The sequence below is a fragment of the Methylobacterium sp. 10 genome, assembly GCF_000519085.1.
Lineage (GTDB): Bacteria > Pseudomonadota > Alphaproteobacteria > Rhizobiales > Beijerinckiaceae > Methylobacterium.
In genome coordinates, this window is sequence record NZ_KI912577.1 from 1,335,651 (window position 1) to 1,352,422 (window position 16,772).

Genomic DNA, 16,772 nt, shown 5'->3' on the forward strand with positions numbered 1-16,772 from the left:
ACGCAGGGTGACGCCATGAACACGGATCTCGAAACCGTCGCGAAAGAGCGCGGCATCAAGTATTTCCTCGTCTCCTACACGGACCTGTTCGGCACGCAGCGCGCCAAGCTCGTCCCGGCCGCCGCCATCGCCAGCACCTGTCGAAACGGCGCCGGGTTCGCAGGCTTCGCCACCTGGCTCGACATGAGCCCGGCGGATGCCGACCTCCTCGCCGTGCCCGATGCCGCCGGTCTGATCCAGCTACCCTGGAAGCCGGAGGTCGGCTGGCTGCCCGCCGACCTCGTCATGGGCGGCAAGCCTGTGGAGCAGGGGCCGCGGAACATCCTCAAGCGCCTGATCGCCGAGGCGGCCCGCGACGGATTGCAGATGAAGACCGGCGTCGAGTGTGAGTTCTTCCTGATCACGCCGGACGGTTCCGAGCCCGCGGACATGGCCGACCGGCAGATGAAGCCGTGTTACGACCAGTCGGCCCTCATGCGCCGCTACGACGTGATCACCGAGATCTGCGACGCCATGCTGGAACTCGGCTGGAGGCCCTACCAGAACGACCACGAGGACGCGAACGGGCAGTTCGAGATGAACTGGGACTACGACGACGCCCTTGTCACCGCCGACCGGCATGCCTTCTTCAAGTACATGACCCGCTCGATCGCCGAGAAGCACGGCCTGCGCGCGACCTTCATGCCCAAGCCCTTCATGGACCTAACCGGCTCCGGCTGCCACGCCCACGTCTCGCTCTGGAGGGGCGACCGCAACGTCTTCGCCGATGCGTCGGACGAGATCGGAATGTCGCGGGAGGGCTACCACTTCATCGGCGGGCTCATCCATTCCGCCGATGCGCTCGCCGCCATCACCAACCCGTGCGTGAATTCCTACAAGCGCATCAACGCCCCGCGCACCACCTCCGGCGCGACCTGGGCTCCCAATACCGTGACCTATACGGGCAACAACCGCACCCACATGATCCGCATCCCCGATGGCGGGCGCTTCGAGTTCCGCCTCGCCGACGGGGCGGCCAATCCCTACCTGCTTCAGGCGGGCCTCCTCGCCGCCGGCCTCGACGGCCTGCGCAACCGGCGCGATCCGGGCCAGCGCCTCGACATCAACATGTACACGGACGGCCATACGGTGGAGGGCGTCAAGCGTCTGCCGCTCAACATGCTCGACGCCATGCGGGCACTCGAGAAATGCGACGTGCTCAACGAGGCCTTGGGCTCGTTCGTGCCGAGCTATCTCAAGCTCAAGACCGAGGAATGGAACGCTTATTCGCGCCACCTCACCCAGTGGGAGCGCGATACCACGCTCGATTGCTGAAGCCCGGACCACCCGCCGGCCCCGGCGGAGGAATTCGCGCGAGCCGCACCCGCCCCTCGCGCGGAGTGGGGTCCCGGTCGAACGGATTCCGGCGGGATCATGCTTGATTAGAACCACAGTGAAGGACATATCGCTCCCGGTTGCCGGTCCCGAGATTTGGGTGCATGAACCGGCTGATCTCGGCTTTTCGGTCCGAAACAGACGACGACGGGCGGGAAGAGCTCTGTGGACCACGACGACAGCAGCGCGGGAATCGAGGCCGACCGTCGTGCGGCCCTCGTGCGCTACGGCATCCTCGATACGGAGGCCGAGGCCGAATTCGACGATATCGTGAAGGCTGCGTCGGCGGCCTGCGATATGCCGATCTCGCTGATCTCCCTGCTCGATGGGGACCGGCAATGGTTCAAGGCCGAGACGGGTTTCGGTCAGCGGGAGACCCCGATCTCCTCTTCGATCTGCCGTCACGCCGTCCAGGAACAGGACGCGGTGTTCGTGATTCCCGACACGACCCGCGACGAACGGACCTCCGCGAACCCTTTGGTCACCGGCGACTCGCATGTGCGCTTCTATGCCGGTGTGCCTCTGCAGACATCGGCCGGCGTCACCCTCGGTACGCTCTGCGTCCTCGACACCAAACCGAACAGCCTGACCGCGGCGCAGAGGCTGATCCTGCAGACGCTGGCCAAGCAGGTGATGGCCCTGCTCGAACTGCGCCGCGCCCTGCAGGACCGGCGAGAGAGCGACCGGCTCAACAAGGCGATCCTGGAGAGCGCCGTTGATTACGGCATCATCTCCATGGATCTGTCCGGCCGGGTGACGAGCTGGAACACTGGCGCGGAACGCGTCATCGGCTGGAGCGAGGCCGAGATGCTCGGCGAGCCCGCCCATGTCTTCTTCACGGCCGAGGATATCGAGACCGGCGCTCCCGAGCAGGAGATGGGCGCCGCGCTGCTGCACGGGCGTGCCAGCGACGAGCGCTGGCACAGGCGCAAGGACGGCACCCTGTTCTGGGGCCTCGGCGAGATGATGCCGCTCAGGAACGAGGACGGGCATCCGGAGGGATTCATCAAGATCCTGCGCGACCGCACGGAACAGCGCCTTGCGAACCAGAAGCAGCGGGACGACGCGGAATTCATGCGCAGCGTCCTCGCCTCGTCGGCCGATTGCATCAAGGTGCTCGACCTCGACAACCGCCTGACATTCATGAGTGAGGGCGGAATGCGGGTGATGGAGGTGAGCGACTTCAACGCGATCCAGAACTGTCCCTGGCCGGATTTCTGGCAGAACCAGGGCAATGCCGATGCCCACGCGGCCCTCGCCGCCGCCAAGTCCGGGGGAACCGGCCATTTCCAGGGACGGGCCAACACCATGGCGGGCAATCCTCGCTGGTGGGACGTTCAGGTCACCCCGATCCTCGATGCCGAAGGCCGCCCCGAGCGGCTGCTCTCGGTTTCCCGCGACATCACCGTCCAGAAGACTGCCGAGCAGCGGATCAGCGCCAGCGAGGCGCGCTGGCGGAGCCTGTTCACCAGCATGCAGGAAGGGTTCTTCCTCGGCGAACTCGTCCGCGACGGGGCCGGACAGGCCTGTGATTACCGCTTCCTGGAGATCAACCCGGCCTTCGCCCGGCAATCGGGCCTGTCGGAGCAGAGCGTCGGCCGTACCATTCGAGATTTCGTTCCCGAGATCGACCAAGGGCTGATCGACCGCTATGCGAGCGTGGTCGATACCGGCGAACCGAGCCTGTTCGAGATCACCGTGCCCGTCCTCGGCCGGACTTTCGAGGTTCGCGCCGGACACGAAAGCGGCCAGCGGTTCAGCTGCCTCTTCCTCGACGTTACCGAACGCAAGCAGGGCGAGACTCGCCGCCTCGCCATCGCCGAACTCGGCGACCGACTGCGCGACCTGAGCGACCCGGTGGCGATCGCGTCTGCCGCGGCGGAGATCACGGGCCGGACCCTGGGACTGTCCCATTCCGGCTACGGAGCCGTGGACCAGGAGCGCGAGACCATTCTCGTCGGTCGAGGGTGGTCGGCGCCCGGCCTCCCTCGCATCGACGGAACCCGCGCGTTCCGAGAATACGGCTCGTGTATCGATGCGCTGAAGTCCGGAGCGGCTTTTGTGATCGAGGATGCCGCCTCGGATCCGCGCACCGCCTCGGATGCGGCGTCGCTGAACGAGATCCGCATCCGTTCGCTTGTCGACCTGCCGGTGATGGAGCACGGACGGTTCGTCGCCGTGTTCTACGTGGCCAAGGACGTTCCGCACGTCTGGACCACCGAAGAGATCGGCTTCATCCGCAATATCGCCGACCGGACGCGCGCCGCGATCGCTCGGATCGAGGCCGAGGCGCAGCAGCGCGTGCTCAACCTCGAACTCAGCCACCGCATGAAGAACATGCTGGCGATGGTGCAATCCATCGCCACTCAGACCATGCGGAACGCCACCGATGTCGTGAGTGCCAAGGATGTGCTGGCGGGGCGTCTGATCGCGCTGGGCAAGTCCCATGACCTGCTTCTGGGCGGCTCGCTCGGCGATACACCCCTGAAGACGCTGATCGAGAGTGCCCTGGAGCCTCACAAGGATAAGCCCGACCGATTTTCCATTCGCGGGCCGGCCCTGAACGTGGGCGCCAAGGCCGCGATGTCGCTGGCTCTCATCCTCCATGAGCTCGCGACCAACGCCGCCAAGTACGGTGCCCTCTCCACCGCCAAAGGCAGCGTCGCCATCGTCTGGGAGATCTGCCGGAGCAAAGGAGACGGCGGCGATCAGGTGCTGCTGCGCTGGGTCGAAGCCGGAGGACCGCCGGTCAGCCCGCCAACCCGTACGGGGTTCGGCACACGGTTGATCGGACGGGGCCTCGCCGGCAATTTCGGCGGCGAGGTCTCCCTCGATTATCGCACCGCCGGCGTGGTCTGTACGCTCGAAGCGTCGCTCAAAGGGCTGCAGGCCGTGGATACGCCGCCCAACTTTCGTTAGGGACTCGGGAAAAGCTGAGGCCGCTCTCCCGAAAAGCCGATGCCGGGCAGGGATAGGGCCGGATTCAATCCGCTCGGATCTGTGCCGCGCCGGAATCCTTGGAACTGAGCGCACAGCCGCAGGTGAACACCCTGGCGCCGCTTTCGGGTTCCCGCGAGACCGCCTCGCAGGTGAGGAGATGCCGGAGCTGCACCTCCAACTGATCCTTCTGATACGGCTTCTGCATCACCGGCACAGTCTGATAGGCCAGTTCCAGTCCTGCCGAGCCGTAGCCCGTGGCGAACAGGAACGGAATGCAGCGCTCGAACAGCTGGTCGGCCACGGGATAGCTGCGCGTCTCGCCGAGATTGACATCCAGGACGGCTACATCGAAATCGCCGGCCCGAAGCTGCCGCAACGCTTGGTCGAGGCGCATGGCAACCGCGACCTCGCAGCCGAGGTCGAGCAGCATGTCTTCGACGAGCATCGCCACCAGGCTTTCGTCTTCCACCAGTAGGACGCGGCGTCCCTCCAGAATGCTCATGAAGCCGGACGCCCCGTCACGACATCCTGTCCATGCCACCCCAGCGCGGTCAACGGGATGTCCAGCCGGCATACGAGTCCGGCCGGTGCGAAATCGAGCACGGCATGGCCGTCGAATTCCAGTGGCAACTGCCGCTCGATCAGCCTGGAGCCGAAACCCTTGCGGGCCGGAGGGACCACGTCCGGGCCGCCCGTCTCCGTCCAGGTAAGAGACAAGTGGTCGCGCGCGGCGGCGGACGTCAGCGTCCATATAACCGAGACCTGGCCTTCGGGCACCGAAAGAGCGCCGTATTTTGCGGCGTTGGTCATCAGCTCGTGCAACGCCATCGCCAGCGTCACGGCGACCTTGGGATGGAGGCGGGTATCCGGACCGGCGATCTTGAAACGCGTCCCGTCTGTTTCCTCGACCGCATGGGGTGCGATCGCCCGCTCGACGACGCCGACGAGGCTAGCGCTCTCCCAATTGGATTCCGTCAGGACGTTGTGCGCGTTCGAGAGTGCCGTGACGCGTGCATCGAACACGGTGCGGGCCTGCTGATCGGCAACGTTGCGGAAGGTCTGCGCCGCGATGGACTGGACGGTGGCCAGCGTGTTCTTCACCCGGTGGTTCAGCTCGTTCGTCAGCAATTTCTGCCGCTCGGCCGCCGCCTTCTCCTCGGTGATGTCGCGGACTTCGATGATCGTGCCGATGATCTTGGCCGCGTCGTCGCGGATAGGGCTCGCGGTGAAGCCGACGGGATAGAAATGCCCATCCTTATGGACGAACACCTCCTCGCCGCGTTCCTGGTTGTTCTCGGGGAAGGCACGGTCGATGGCGCATTCCTCCAATGGGAACGGACGGCCGTCGGGATAAGTATGGTGGACGATATCGTGTAGCGGACAGTCTCGCGCGAGCACCTCTCCGACGCTGAAGCCGGTGAGCAGTTCGGCGGCGCGGTTCATGTAGACGCAGTGCTGCCGGTCATCCATCAGGAAGATCGCCACCGACGCGTTGTTGAGCACGGCGTTCAGGCGGCGCTCGGTCTCGTGGAGCTGCGACCCGCGGCGCAGGGTCGGCAGGGACATCAAGGCTTCGGCGGAGGAAACGAGTGGCGGCCGGATCGCACGAGGCAGGCTTTCTGCGAGGATGGGCGGGCACCCGGTGGTGCGCTGCAATATCATAACGGCTTCGATCAGGTCCGGCGAGGAAAGATCGGGCGATCCCCGATATCCCCGAACACCGACAGGCCAAAGCGTGAGGGGCGGAGGTTTGTTCCGCGTCACGGGCTTCGGCAGGTCATCGGGCCAATGATCGGGCACCGGATTTGGCGATGGAGCATGTGCGACAGCGGGTGGTTTCCGGGTCGTCACAGCGCCGTCGTGCTGGACGATCTCATCGCGGCTATCCCATTCATCCGACCGAGGGCGGGGTCGATGGACGGATCGTCCCCGTAACACGGGCCGGGCGGGGATCGTATTGGTACGGTCGGACGCCATGCCGCAAGGCGGGATGGGGATTAGACTCTTGATCGGCATGGGATCCGCCCGAGTTCCGGGCACATGCCAAATTCTCCCGCCCCCCACACGACGATTCCCGACCCATGCACGGTGGTCTGCCTGCATTTCCTTGGGGGAAGCGCGCAGGAATGGGAGCCGGTCGCGGCGCTTCTCGACGGCGTCGCTCGCGTTGTGGCCCTCGACCTGCCGGGTTTCGGCGATGCGGCCGCCGTGTCCGGCTACTCGGTGGAGGCGATGGCGGATCATGTGGCGGCCGGGATCGCCGCTGCCGATCCCGGCCGCCGCTGGTATCTTGCCGGCCATAGCATGGGCGCGAAGGTCGCCCTGGCCCTTGCTCGGCGCTCCGAGGATGGTGCACCGGATCTGGAGGGGCTTGCCGGGCTGGTGCTGCTCGGCGGTTCACCACCGAGCCCGGAGCCGATGTCCGACGACAAGCGGCGAGAGATGATGGAATGGATTTCCGCCGATGCGGAGACCCGCCGTCGCAAAGCCGGAGAGTTCATCGACCAGAACACCGGCACTTCCCTCGGCGAACCGCTTCGGACCCGCGCGGTCGAAGATGTCCTGCGCGCCGCTCCCGCCGCCTGGACGGCGTGGCTACGCGACGGTTCCCGCGAGGATTGGAGCCGCCGGATCGGCATCCTGCGCATACCGGCCGTAGTTGTCGGCGGAACCGAGGATGCCGATCTTGGCGCCCTCGCTCAGAAGGCCCTGACCCTTCCCCACCTGGCTCATGGCCGGCTGGTGGCCCTGGACGGCGCGGGACATCTCCTGCCGCTGGAGCGGCCGGAGGCCGTAGCCGGCCTCATCACGGGCCTTGTTTCCGAGGAGCCGCTTCCGAAGTCCGAGGCGCCGACTCTTCCGGAGCCCTATCGCGCGCTGATCGATTCCGACCGGGTGAACACGCGCCTGCGCGCGGCGCTTCTCGCTCGCGCCGAACTCGACGACCCGGCCTACCAGCCCGGGTGTCTCGACCCGGTCGAACTCGCGCAGCTTCGCGCCGTCGTGGACAGGGTGCTGCCGCAGGAGGGCATGGGCCGGATCGACATCGCGGCACGGATCGAGGCCAGGCTCGCTGCCGGAACCGGGGACGGCTGGCGTTTCGCCAAGCTGCCGGCGGACGGCAAGGCCTACCGCGCCGCCCTACGGACGCTGGATGCCTCTGCGCGGTCCGTCCACGCAACGAGCTTCCTGTCCCTTGAGGGGGGCGACCAGGACTCCTTCCTGCAGGCCGCCGCCGCCGGCAAGCCGCTGGCGCATGAGGTGCCGGAGGATGGGCTCGATGCCGAAGAGATGAGCCTGTGGTTCGAGGATCTGCGCGGCGACGCGGTGCGGATCTATCTCGCCCACCCCGCCAGCCTCGCCCGGATCGGCTTTTCCGGGATCGGCGCGGGCGGCGACGATGCGGAAACCCTGCCGGGCTTCGTGCGCGTCGGCATCGGTGACCCGGAACCCTGGGAGCCCTCCGCTCTCGGGAAGTCCTTCACCTTCGGGGAGACCGGACGATGAAGCTCGATGCGATGCGTCGCTACGCAACCGACGACACCGTCGATGTCGTCGTCATCGGCACGGGCGCGGGCGGCGCGCCAGTTCTCGCCCGCCTCGCGGCGGCCGGGCTGAAGGTCGTCGCCCTGGAAGCGGGGCCGAACTTCGATCCCGCACGTTTCGCCTTCGACGAGACCCTCGCCGACGAGATCTACTGGACCGAGGAGCGCCTCAGCGGCGGCTCGACGCCTGAGGCGTTCGGCGCCAACAACAGCGGGACCGGGGTCGGCGGCTCCACTCTGCATTGGGGCGCCTTCACCCCCCGCGCCGACGAGCGCGACCTGCGCCTTCATTCCGAGACCGGGATGGGGGTGGATTGGCCCCTCGATTACGACGACCTGCTGCCGTTCTACGAGCGCGTCGAGGCGTTTATCGGCGTGTCCGGCCCCGCCGAGTACCCCTGGGATCCGGGCCGGCGCTATCCTCTCTCCCCGGTCCCGCGCAATGCGCCGGCCCAGGTGATGGCGACGGCCTGCGACCGGCTCGGCCTGCGAACCGCCGACTCGCCGGCGGCCGTGGTCTCGGGTGACTTCCCTCAGGAGGGCGGTGCCCTGCGCCGGGGCTGCATCAATTGCGGCTTCTGCCACCAGGGCTGCCGCAACGGTGCCAAGACCAGCATGGACGTGACCTACCTGCCCCATGCCGTCGCCAACGGCGCCGAGATACGCCCCGATTGCCGGGTGCACGGGCTCGAGCGCGACCGCGAGAACCGGATCACCGCGGTGATCTATCGGCATGACGGCGTCGATCATCGCCAGCGCTGCGCGGCGGTCTATCTCTGCGCCGGTGCCGTGGAGACGCCCCGGCTCCTCCTGCATCTCGGGCTCGCCAACGGCAGCGGCCAAGTCGGGCGCAATTACATGGGCCATGTGGCGACGCAGGTCTGGGGCACGTTCGAGGCCGAGATGCGGATGAACCGGGGCTATCCCTCCTCGCTCATCAGCGAGGACATGGTCCGCCCCGACGATGCGGATTTTGCCGGCGGCTACCTGATGCAGAGCCTCGGCGTCCTGCCCGTCACCTGGGGCAATTCGGTGGCGCGGGGGCGCGGGCTGTGGGGGCGCGCGCTGACCGAGCATCTCAGTCGTTACAATCACATGGCGGGCATCGGGATCAACGGCGAGACCCTGCCCCGCGACGACAACGTGCTGGTCCTCGCCGACGAGGTGGATGCGTTCGGGATGCGCAAGGCCCGCATCGATTTCGGCTATTCCTCCAACGAGGACCGGCTGAACGCCCATGCGACGCGGACGATGAAGGCGATCTGGGAAGCCGCCGGCGCCACCGACATCTGGGTGCTGGAGCGCGTCGCCCACACGATCGGGACGTGCCGGATGGGCCGGAGCGGCGACAACGCCGTGGTCGATCCCCACGGCCGGAGCTTCGAGATCCCGAACCTCTGGATCAGCGACGGATCGACCTTCCCGAGTTCGCTGGCCGCCAACCCGGCGCTCACCATCATGGCCTTGGCCCTGCGCTCGGCCGAGGCGTTCCTGGGCCATCCCTCCTGACGGATTCAGGAGGAACGCCACCGCCATTCCCCGGTTGAATTCACCGCAACGCGACGAGGTTTCAAGCGCCATGACCACGAAGATTTCCACGAAGAATGCCCGCGAGGGTGCGCATGGCGAGATCGGCCTCGCCAAGGGCGAGCGGGTCGCCATGCGGATGTGGCGCCACGAGCCGCCGACGGACGACAAGCCGAGCGCCAGCCGGCCCTACGAGACGGTGGGCTACGTCATCTCCGGCCGTGCCGAACTCGTCATCGACGGCGAGACGGTGACCCTGGAGCCCGGCGATTCCTGGCTGGTTCCGGCCGGGGCCGAGCACATCTACACGATCCTCGAAGAGTTCACGGCGGTCGAGGCTACCGCGCCGCCGGCCGCATAGACCAGACATGAGAAGGGCCGGATCGATCTCGATCCGGCCCTCTTTCGATGACGTGTCGTCGAAGGAAGACCCTTCCTACGCGCCGCCCCATTGCATGGTCAGGCCGCCATCCACCACGAGGGTATGGCCGGTGACGTAATCGGCATCGTCCGAGGCGAGGTACAGGATGGCCTTGGCGATCTCGTCGGGCTGGCCGGCGCGGTGCCACGGGATGCGTTCCAGGGAGGCCGCGAGCTTCTCGGGGTTCTCGAACCGATCGCTGGTCATCGGCGTCTCGATGAGGCCGGGAGCGACGTTGTTGACGTTGATCTTGTCCTCGGCGAGCTCGCGCGACAGGCTGCGGCACAGGGAGCCGACGCCGGCCTTCGACATGCCGTAGGGTGCGCTTTCCGGGGTCGGCAGGTGCTGGGCCACCGACGAGACGATGACGATCTTGCCGCGCCCGCCATTGGCCCGGCGCACCTTGATGAAGGCGCGGGCGCAGAAGACCGGTCCCATCAGGTTGACGCGCAGGATCTGTTCGAGCTTGCCGTCGTCCATCTCCGCCACCGGCATGCCGCTCATGGCCTGCCCGGCATTGTTGACGAGGATGTCGAGGACGCCGAACTCCGCGGCGACCCTGGCGAAGGTCGCCTCCACGGAGGCCGGGTCGCCGACATCGTCCTGGATCACGAGGCATGTGCGTCCTGCCGCCTCGACCCGGCGCGCGGTCTCGCGCGCGCCGTCCGCATCGGTGTTGTAGGTGATCGCCACGTCCGCGCCTTCACGCGCGAACAGTTCGGCCGCAGCCTGCCCGATACCGGAATCCGCCCCGGTGATGAGAGCCCGTTTGCCCTGCAACTTCATGCCTGTCCCATCTGTGCAAGAGGGGGTGCGCGGCCCTGTCGTGGCCGGCGATCACCCGTGATTTGCAGGACAATGGGCGGGGGAAAACGCGGTTCCCGGGGTGCGGCATCGGCGGGGAGGGGGTCCCTCCCCGGGTTCAGGTGATGACGCTCGGTTCGCTGCGCCCCGTGATGCCTGTGATGTCGGCAATGTCGCGCGCCGCCTGGACGACCGGGGCGAGGACGGTATCCGGCGCCAGATCGAGGCGGTCGGGGGCGTTCTCGTAGCGCTCGATATAGACCCTCAACGTCGCCCCCGCCGTGCCGGTGCCGGAGAGGCGGTAGACCACGCGGGCATCCTCGGCGAAGCTGATGCGGATGCCCTGCTGCGCGGTCACGGAGCCGTCGACCGGGTCGACGTAGCGGAAATCGTCCGCTGCCGACACGGTGAGATCGCCGATCCGGCGGCCGGGCAGGCTCTCGATCTGCGCGCGCAACCCCTCCATCAGGCGGTTGGCACGCTCGGATTCGATCTCCTCGTAATCGTGGCGGGTGTAGTAGTCGCGCCCGAACGCGGCCCAGTGCTCGCGCACGATGGCGTCGGCGCGCTTGCCTGTCGCCGCCAGGACGTTGAGCCACAGCAGCACGGCCCAGAGCCCGTCCTTCTCGCGGACATGGTTCGAGCCGGTGCCGGCGCTCTCCTCGCCGCACAGGGTGATGAGTCCGGCATCGAGCAGGGTGCCAAAGAACTTCCAGCCCGTCGGTGTCTCGAAGGCGGGAATGCCGAGAGAGGCGGCGACCCGGTCGGCCGCGCGGCTCGTGGGCATCGAGCGGGCAATGCCCGACAGGCCGGCGGCGTAGCCCGGCGCGCGATGGGCATGGGCGGCGAGGATCGCGAGGCTGTCGCTCGGGGTGACGAAGAGGCCCGGTGCCACGATCATGTTGCGGTCGCCGTCCCCATCCGAGGCCGCGCCGAAATCCGGCGCGGCCTCGCTCAGCATCAGCTCGTAGAGTTCGTGGGCGTGGACCGGGTTGGGATCGGGGTGGTGGCCGCCGAAATCCTCCTCCGGCGTGCCGTTCACCACCGTCCCCGCGGGGGCGCCCAGCGCCCCTTCCAGGATGGCGACGGCGTAGGGGCCGGTCACCGCGCTCATGGCATCGAACCGCATCCGGAAGCCGGACGCGAACAGGCGGCGGATCGCGTCGAAATCGATGAGTTCGCCCATCAGTTCCGTGTAATCGGCCACCGGGTCGATGACGGACACCACCATGCCGTCGATCCTGGCCTCGCCCACCGTGTCGAGGTCGAGGTCGGGCACGTCGGCGATGCGATACTCGGTGAGCGTCTTCGTGCGCTCGTAGATGGCGGCGGTGATGGATTCCGGCGCCGGCCCGCCATTGGCGGTGTTGAACTTGATCCCGAAATCTCCGTCCGGGCCGCCGGGATTGTGGCTCGCCGACAGGACGATGCCGCCGATCGCCCCGTGTTTGCGGATGACGCAGGACGCCGCCGGGGTGGAGAGGAGCCCGCCCCTGCCGACGAGAACCCGGCCGAAGCCGTTGGCGGCGGCGAGCTTGAGGGTCGTCTGCACCACCTCGCGGTTGAAGAAGCGGCCATCGCCACCCACGACCAGGGTCGCGCCCTCGCGGTCGGGGATGATGTCGAAGATGGACTGGACGAAATTCTCGACGTAGCGGGGCTGCCGGAAGACGGGAACCTTCTTGCGAAGGCCCGACGTCCCCGGCTTCTGGTCAGAGAATGGCGAAGTCGGCACGTGCCTCGAAGTCATCCGCGAAAGCCCCTCGTTGTCGGCGGGGACAACACAACGGCTGGTCCCTGCCGGTCAACCACCCAGAGCACGGAGAGGGGGAAAGATTCTCGGGAACCGGTTCACCGCGACCCTAGCCCCGAGTGCCTCTTCTCCGTGTCACAGTCTGGAGTGCGACGCGACGCCTTCGGCAAACGAAATCGTCAGGACGGTCACTCCCGTCTCGTCGACGATTTCGAAGGAGCGGTCCAGGGCTTCGTTCAGCGTCGCGCCGCCGACGAGCGCATCGGCGACGATCTGCTTGATGCCGATCACGGCGTCGTTGCGCACCTCGTCAACGGAGTCGAACTCGTCTCCGTCCGAGTCGCGATGGAGCCCGGTGCTATCGTGCAAGTTTAGAAAGTACCGCGGCATGCTGGCCTCCTTGCCGTGACGACCCGACGGGCGCTGCAGACGCTCAGATTGCGGCCTGCCCCTCCACGCGGAGATAGCCGGCCTTGAACTCGGCGAGGGATTTCAGCCTGGACCAGTCCAGAATCCTGAGATTCTTGCCCTTGAGTTCGATCAGTCCCCGGCGCCGCAGCTCCTGCAGCGACCGGTTCACGTGCACGGTCGTCATCCCCGTCGTGTCGGCCAGCTCGTGCTGGGTCATGGGGAGATCGCAGCTGTCTTCCGTGGCGAGGCCGACGGCCCGCATCCTCACGAGGAGTTCGCAGAAGAGATGCGCAATCCGTTCGAGGGCCGAACGGCAGCCGACATTCACCAGCCATTCGCGCAGCGTCGCCTCGTCGATCAGGGCGGAGATGCGCAGCGCCCGGGCGATGGCCGGATGATTTTCCGTGATCTCCCGAAGGGCCGGCGAGGAAATGCGCGCGACCTTGCAGGGGGAGAGGGTCGCGATCGTATGATCGAGGCGGTTCAACAGGGTGATGTCGAGATCGCAGGTATCCCCCGGCACGAGGTAGGCCGTGATCTGGCGGGCGCCGTTGGCGCGCTGCTTGAACCGGCACCCGATCCCCTCGGTGATGAGGACGATATCGCTGTGCGGCTCCCCTTCACGGGCGAGGTTGGTGCGGGCGGGAACGTCGCGGGCGATGGCTGTGATCCGATGAAGCACGTCTCTGTCGGCTTCGTTGAGCGCAACGAAGCCTTCGAGCTTCTGGACAAGCGGATTGAACACGCTTTCCGCCGTATTCGAGATTCTATTCCGCGACAATGTTCAATGTCTCTATCAATAAGCATCGAAACTTGCTGAGAAGTAACATCCTCTGAGATGCTCCTTCAACGAGTCATGGCAGCGAAAACGTACAAGACATCATGTTCTTGCGGCAATCACCATCATACTAAAGTCGTAGCCGAGATTCAAATTCCGTCTGCCGGCTCGGTGGTGATGGTCTGCGATGTCCCTGGAGTATGCGAGGACGTGTTTACGCCTCTGCCCGATCCAAATCCATAAAGTCGTATCGACATTTCGCCGCACCTTCCATCTCGATAGAAGACGCTGCCACATTAAGCGTGCCTTTTTCGAAAGGCTACGCTTCATTGAGGTCGTAAGCGCACAAATGCACCAATTTGACAAGATCAATTAACATGGATTGGTCGGATGTCGTACCGTTTCGCAGACGATAAGACATCTGTGCTGCATCATCGCGCGAGAATGACAGGGGGATGAGGGTCATTCATCGGCGCGGTGCTCAACAAGGACTTCCATCCGGATGAGCTTGACGCTAGCCGTGGGGCTCGCCTTGACTGGATACGGCGGTTTTGCAGGATGTCGATCTGCGCGGCCTGCGGAGTTCCCCGCCGCTTCTCGCGTCGCCGGCAATTCACGGCTCCGGTGCGGCGTCGTCCGTGATCAGGCGACGATATTCGGCCTCCGGAATGCCATAGCTGTCGCCTGCGATGAGTTCGAGCTTCTGCCGGTCGACGATCTCGATGTGGGACCGGCGCGCCCGAATCGTGCCTGCCCCTTCGAGGATATGGATCGTCGTCGTCACGCCGGGGCGATGGACACCGAGCATGACGGACAGGAACTCGTGGGTGATGGGGAACTCGTCCTTCTCGACCCTGTCGTGGCACATCAGCAGCCAGCGGGCCAGCCGCTCTTCCAGAGTATAGCTGCCGTGCGACAGGGCTGTCTGGGCCGTGAACAATTGAAAGATGTGAGCATAGCGCATCATCACTTTGCGAAACGCGGGTCTTTGTTCAATCAGGCCGCAGAACGCGGCCTTGCTCATCCGCAAGGCTTCGCCATCGATCTGGATGAACGTTTCGTGGGGCGTGGAATCCACATCGAACAGGAGTGGCAGGCCGGTCGCACCCTCGGAGCCGATGATGCCGACCTCGATCCGCCTGCGGTCCCGCGTGCCGACGACGACCGAGGCGACCCCGCTCTCTATGAAATGCACATGGGTCAACGGCTCGTTCGGCCGGGCAAGGACATCTTTTCGCTTGAGTTCGACCCGCTCGAGGACAGCCAGGATGGCAGCATGATCGTCCGGCGGCATCCGGGAGAGGAGGTTGTTGCGAACCGTGTTCTGAGAAGAAATGACCATGCCTGCGTCCCGAAGAGGCGGCGTTCCAGTTGGTGTCTCTCACGGAATTCTCGCTGCGCCGTCGTGCCCCGAGAGAGAGCCGACCGTGGCCGGGAGGTTTGTGAAGCACTCTTATGTGCCGCTCATCAACGCCAAAAGTCGATCATGACATAGCAGAGCTGTCGAGATTTCAACAAGTGAAACGTAGTCATTTGTCGAATTTCATCGTTTGTGGAAATTTATGCGCGTAATCGGACGTCTCACTTGTCCGAAGCGCTCCGTCAAATCCGCAATATCGGACCGTTCTGGGCAGGTCATGTTATCGCCGGCCAGCCTTGATTTTGGTTTCAGCCGTTGCGGCTTGGTCTTCTCGATGTCCGAATACGTTGTGCGGCGAGGATGTGCGCTCGACCTGTGAGTGAGGCCGCCGGGCGGCGTGTCGTCGCTCGCGCCGAATGGGTGAGCGTCGCCTCACGAGCCGCCCCGGGGCCAGGCCTCGTACGGTTCTGCGATGTCCTTCGCATCGGCGCGGGAATTGCCTGCTCGGTCCGATGCAGGCGGAAGGCGGGCGAATGCCGTCCGTCATGACCGTCGGGGCGCATGGGCGGTCTGTTCGGCGAGGGGTGGTTCCGTCCGTCCTTTCCCGGCAGGACGGTGGCGCACCGGCGGGCCGAATCGTCCGGGAAAACTTCGAGCGCTCGGACCGTCGCGGTACTGGCTTTACGGAACGGAGAGATGCGTGCCCAATTTCCTCAAAGCGATCATCATGACGGTCATCGCATTCGCCTCGGTCTATTACCTGACGGGTAATCCGACGATGGCGGTGGCACTGTCGCTCATTCCGCTCCTGCTCGGCCTGGTGAGGGTCATGCACGGGTTCGCCTACAGCCTCGCCGCCTTGTGCCTGATCGGTGCGGTGGCCTGGTCCGTGGCACCGGTCGATACGAAGACGATGGTCCGGGCGGAAGTCGAGAAGACTGGCGTCAAGATCACGGCCCCCTGACGGCGACGAGGCTCTCGGCGTCCGGCCCTCCCACGGCTTTGGCGCGCTCCACGGGGATCTGATAGGATCGCCGGAGGCGCTTGGGATCGGTGCGGTGGCCTGCAGGGGTTGGTGCGATGGAAGAGGGCAGGGGCGGGTCGGCGATGCATCTTTTGATCGTCGACGACCACCCGCTCTTTCGCGATGCGCTGGCGAGCGCGGTCAAGCTCGCCTTTCCCGAGGCGGCCATCGACGAGGCCGACGGGATCGCCGGGGCGATGGCGGTCCTGGCGGCCGACCGGACCGTCGACCTCGTCCTGCTCGATCTCTCGATGCAGGGCGTCGTCGGTTTCGACGGGCTCGTCTCGATCCGCTCGCGCTTCCCGCGCGTGCCGATCCTCGTCGTGTCCGGCCTCGACGATCCGCGGATCATGCGCGAGGCGCTGCAGCACGGTGCGGCCGGGTTCGTGCCGAAGGCGGTCGACAAGGCGACGCTGACGCGGGCCATCGCCGACGTGCTCGGCGGAGGTCTCTCGATCCCCGCCGCCCTGTCGGAGTCCGCGGCTGGCTCGGCTCCTCCGGCGACCCAGCTCGCGGAGCGGATCGCCCGCCTGACGCCGCAGCAGCTGCGCGTCCTCCTGATGATCCGTCAGGGGAAGCTCAACAAGCAGATCGCGCACGAGCTCCAGGTCGGCGATTCCACCGTCAAGGCCCATGTCTCCGAGATCCTGCGCAAGCTCGACGTCATCAGCCGGACGCAGATCGTGATCCAGACGGCCCTGCTCGATTTCGATCAGATCCGGATGCCGCAGGCCGGGTGAGCCGAAGGCGCAGCTTCGTCACGGAACTCCTTCGCGCGCAAAGATCTCCCTCACGGGCAAAGATCTCCCTCACGGGCAAAGATCTCCCTCACGGG

Annotated in this window: 14 protein-coding genes; 7 read left to right on the plus strand and 7 right to left on the minus strand. The window is 66.0% G+C overall.

Annotation, left to right across the window (positions count from 1 at the left end; genetic code table 11):
- The first annotated feature begins 15 nt into the window (after window positions 1–15).
- Both glnT and K368_RS0106120 read left to right on the plus strand, forming a co-directional pair.
- Entirely contained in the window at window positions 16–1,314 is a 1,299-nt protein-coding gene (gene glnT / locus K368_RS0106115; protein ID WP_027171628.1) for a type III glutamate--ammonia ligase, read from the plus strand.
- A 225-nt stretch (window positions 1,315–1,539) separates the two neighbouring features.
- Window positions 1,540–4,293 carry a PAS domain-containing protein gene (locus tag K368_RS0106120; protein ID WP_027171629.1) on the plus strand — a complete coding sequence of 918 codons (2,754 nt, stop codon included), beginning with the start codon at window positions 1,540–1,542 and terminating at the stop codon, window positions 4,291–4,293.
- Window positions 4,294–4,357: 64 nt separating this feature from the next.
- Here K368_RS0106120 and K368_RS0106125 read toward each other — a convergent pair whose 3' ends face one another.
- Window positions 4,358–4,816: a response regulator gene (locus tag K368_RS0106125; protein ID WP_027171630.1), complete on the minus strand. Its 459-nt coding sequence runs from the start codon at window positions 4,814–4,816 to the stop codon at window positions 4,358–4,360.
- Window positions 4,813–5,880 (minus strand): HWE histidine kinase domain-containing protein, encoded by a 1,068-nt coding sequence (locus K368_RS0106130; RefSeq protein WP_051439775.1) that lies wholly within the window; start codon window positions 5,878–5,880, stop codon window positions 4,813–4,815. Before K368_RS0106130 ends, K368_RS0106125 begins: the two co-directional genes overlap by 4 nt.
- A gap of 474 nt (window positions 5,881–6,354) precedes the next feature.
- Here K368_RS0106130 and K368_RS24000 point away from each other — a divergent pair, with 474 nt between their 5' ends.
- The 3 genes from K368_RS24000 to K368_RS0106145 all read left to right on the plus strand — a co-directional run bounded on the left by K368_RS24000 (window position 6,355) and on the right by K368_RS0106145 (window position 9,747).
- Window positions 6,355–7,821, plus strand: coding sequence for an alpha/beta hydrolase (locus tag K368_RS24000; protein ID WP_051439776.1), 1,467 nt, complete (start codon window positions 6,355–6,357; stop codon window positions 7,819–7,821).
- Window positions 7,818–9,368 (plus strand): GMC family oxidoreductase, encoded by a 1,551-nt coding sequence (locus K368_RS0106140; protein ID WP_027171632.1) that lies wholly within the window; start codon window positions 7,818–7,820, stop codon window positions 9,366–9,368. The genes K368_RS24000 and K368_RS0106140 overlap by 4 nt, the downstream gene beginning before the upstream one ends.
- A 70-nt stretch (window positions 9,369–9,438) precedes the next feature.
- A complete protein-coding gene (locus tag K368_RS0106145) occupies window positions 9,439–9,747 on the plus strand; it encodes a cupin domain-containing protein (RefSeq protein ID WP_027171633.1) in 309 nt (102 codons plus the stop codon).
- A gap of 75 nt (window positions 9,748–9,822) precedes the next feature.
- Here the strand turns inward: K368_RS0106145 and K368_RS0106150 are convergent, their stop codons facing one another.
- From K368_RS0106150 to K368_RS0106170, 5 genes are all read right to left on the minus strand, one after another.
- Entirely contained in the window at window positions 9,823–10,593 is a 771-nt protein-coding gene (locus tag K368_RS0106150) for a glucose 1-dehydrogenase (RefSeq protein ID WP_027171634.1), read from the minus strand.
- 136 nt (window positions 10,594–10,729) lie between these two features.
- Window positions 10,730–12,361 carry an alpha-D-glucose phosphate-specific phosphoglucomutase gene (locus K368_RS0106155; RefSeq protein WP_027171635.1) on the minus strand — a complete coding sequence of 544 codons (1,632 nt, stop codon included), beginning with the start codon at window positions 12,359–12,361 and terminating at the stop codon, window positions 10,730–10,732.
- Between the two features lie 138 nt (window positions 12,362–12,499).
- Window positions 12,500–12,754, minus strand: coding sequence for a hypothetical protein (locus K368_RS0106160; RefSeq protein ID WP_155935036.1), 255 nt, complete (start codon window positions 12,752–12,754; stop codon window positions 12,500–12,502).
- 43 nt (window positions 12,755–12,797) lie between these two features.
- Window positions 12,798–13,520, minus strand: coding sequence for a Crp/Fnr family transcriptional regulator (locus tag K368_RS0106165; RefSeq protein ID WP_245259519.1), 723 nt, complete (start codon window positions 13,518–13,520; stop codon window positions 12,798–12,800).
- A 646-nt stretch (window positions 13,521–14,166) separates the two neighbouring features.
- A complete protein-coding gene (locus tag K368_RS0106170) occupies window positions 14,167–14,895 on the minus strand; it encodes a Crp/Fnr family transcriptional regulator (protein WP_027171638.1) in 729 nt (242 codons plus the stop codon).
- Window positions 14,896–15,613: 718 nt separating this feature from the next.
- Here K368_RS0106170 and K368_RS24005 point away from each other — a divergent pair.
- Window positions 15,614–15,877, plus strand: a complete 264-nt coding sequence (locus K368_RS24005; protein WP_036266009.1) for a hypothetical protein — start codon at window positions 15,614–15,616, stop codon at window positions 15,875–15,877.
- A gap of 116 nt (window positions 15,878–15,993) precedes the next feature.
- Window positions 15,994–16,677, plus strand: coding sequence for a response regulator transcription factor (locus K368_RS0106180; RefSeq protein ID WP_051439778.1), 684 nt, complete (start codon window positions 15,994–15,996; stop codon window positions 16,675–16,677).
- The last annotated feature ends 95 nt before the right edge of the window (window positions 16,678–16,772 follow it).

Bases quoted from the DNA above. Each gene is read 5' to 3' on its own strand.
- glnT (WP_027171628.1), top strand. From the start codon at position 16: ATGAACACGGATCTCGAAACCGTCGCGAAAGAGCGCGGCATCAAGTAT.
- K368_RS0106125 (WP_027171630.1), bottom strand. From the start codon at position 4,816: ATGAGCATTCTGGAGGGACGCCGCGTCCTACTGGTGGAAGACGAAAGC.
- K368_RS0106130 (WP_051439775.1), bottom strand. From the start codon at position 5,880: ATGTCCCTGCCGACCCTGCGCCGCGGGTCGCAGCTCCACGAGACCGAG.
- K368_RS24000 (WP_051439776.1), top strand. From the start codon at position 6,355: ATGCCAAATTCTCCCGCCCCCCACACGACGATTCCCGACCCATGCACG.
- K368_RS0106140 (WP_027171632.1), top strand. From the start codon at position 7,818: ATGAAGCTCGATGCGATGCGTCGCTACGCAACCGACGACACCGTCGAT.
- K368_RS0106145 (WP_027171633.1), top strand. From the start codon at position 9,439: ATGACCACGAAGATTTCCACGAAGAATGCCCGCGAGGGTGCGCATGGC.
- K368_RS0106150 (WP_027171634.1), bottom strand. From the start codon at position 10,593: ATGAAGTTGCAGGGCAAACGGGCTCTCATCACCGGGGCGGATTCCGGT.
- K368_RS0106155 (WP_027171635.1), bottom strand. From the start codon at position 12,361: ATGACTTCGAGGCACGTGCCGACTTCGCCATTCTCTGACCAGAAGCCG.
- K368_RS0106160 (WP_155935036.1), bottom strand. From the start codon at position 12,754: ATGCCGCGGTACTTTCTAAACTTGCACGATAGCACCGGGCTCCATCGC.
- K368_RS0106170 (WP_027171638.1), bottom strand. From the start codon at position 14,895: ATGGTCATTTCTTCTCAGAACACGGTTCGCAACAACCTCCTCTCCCGG.
- K368_RS0106180 (WP_051439778.1), top strand. From the start codon at position 15,994: ATGGAAGAGGGCAGGGGCGGGTCGGCGATGCATCTTTTGATCGTCGAC.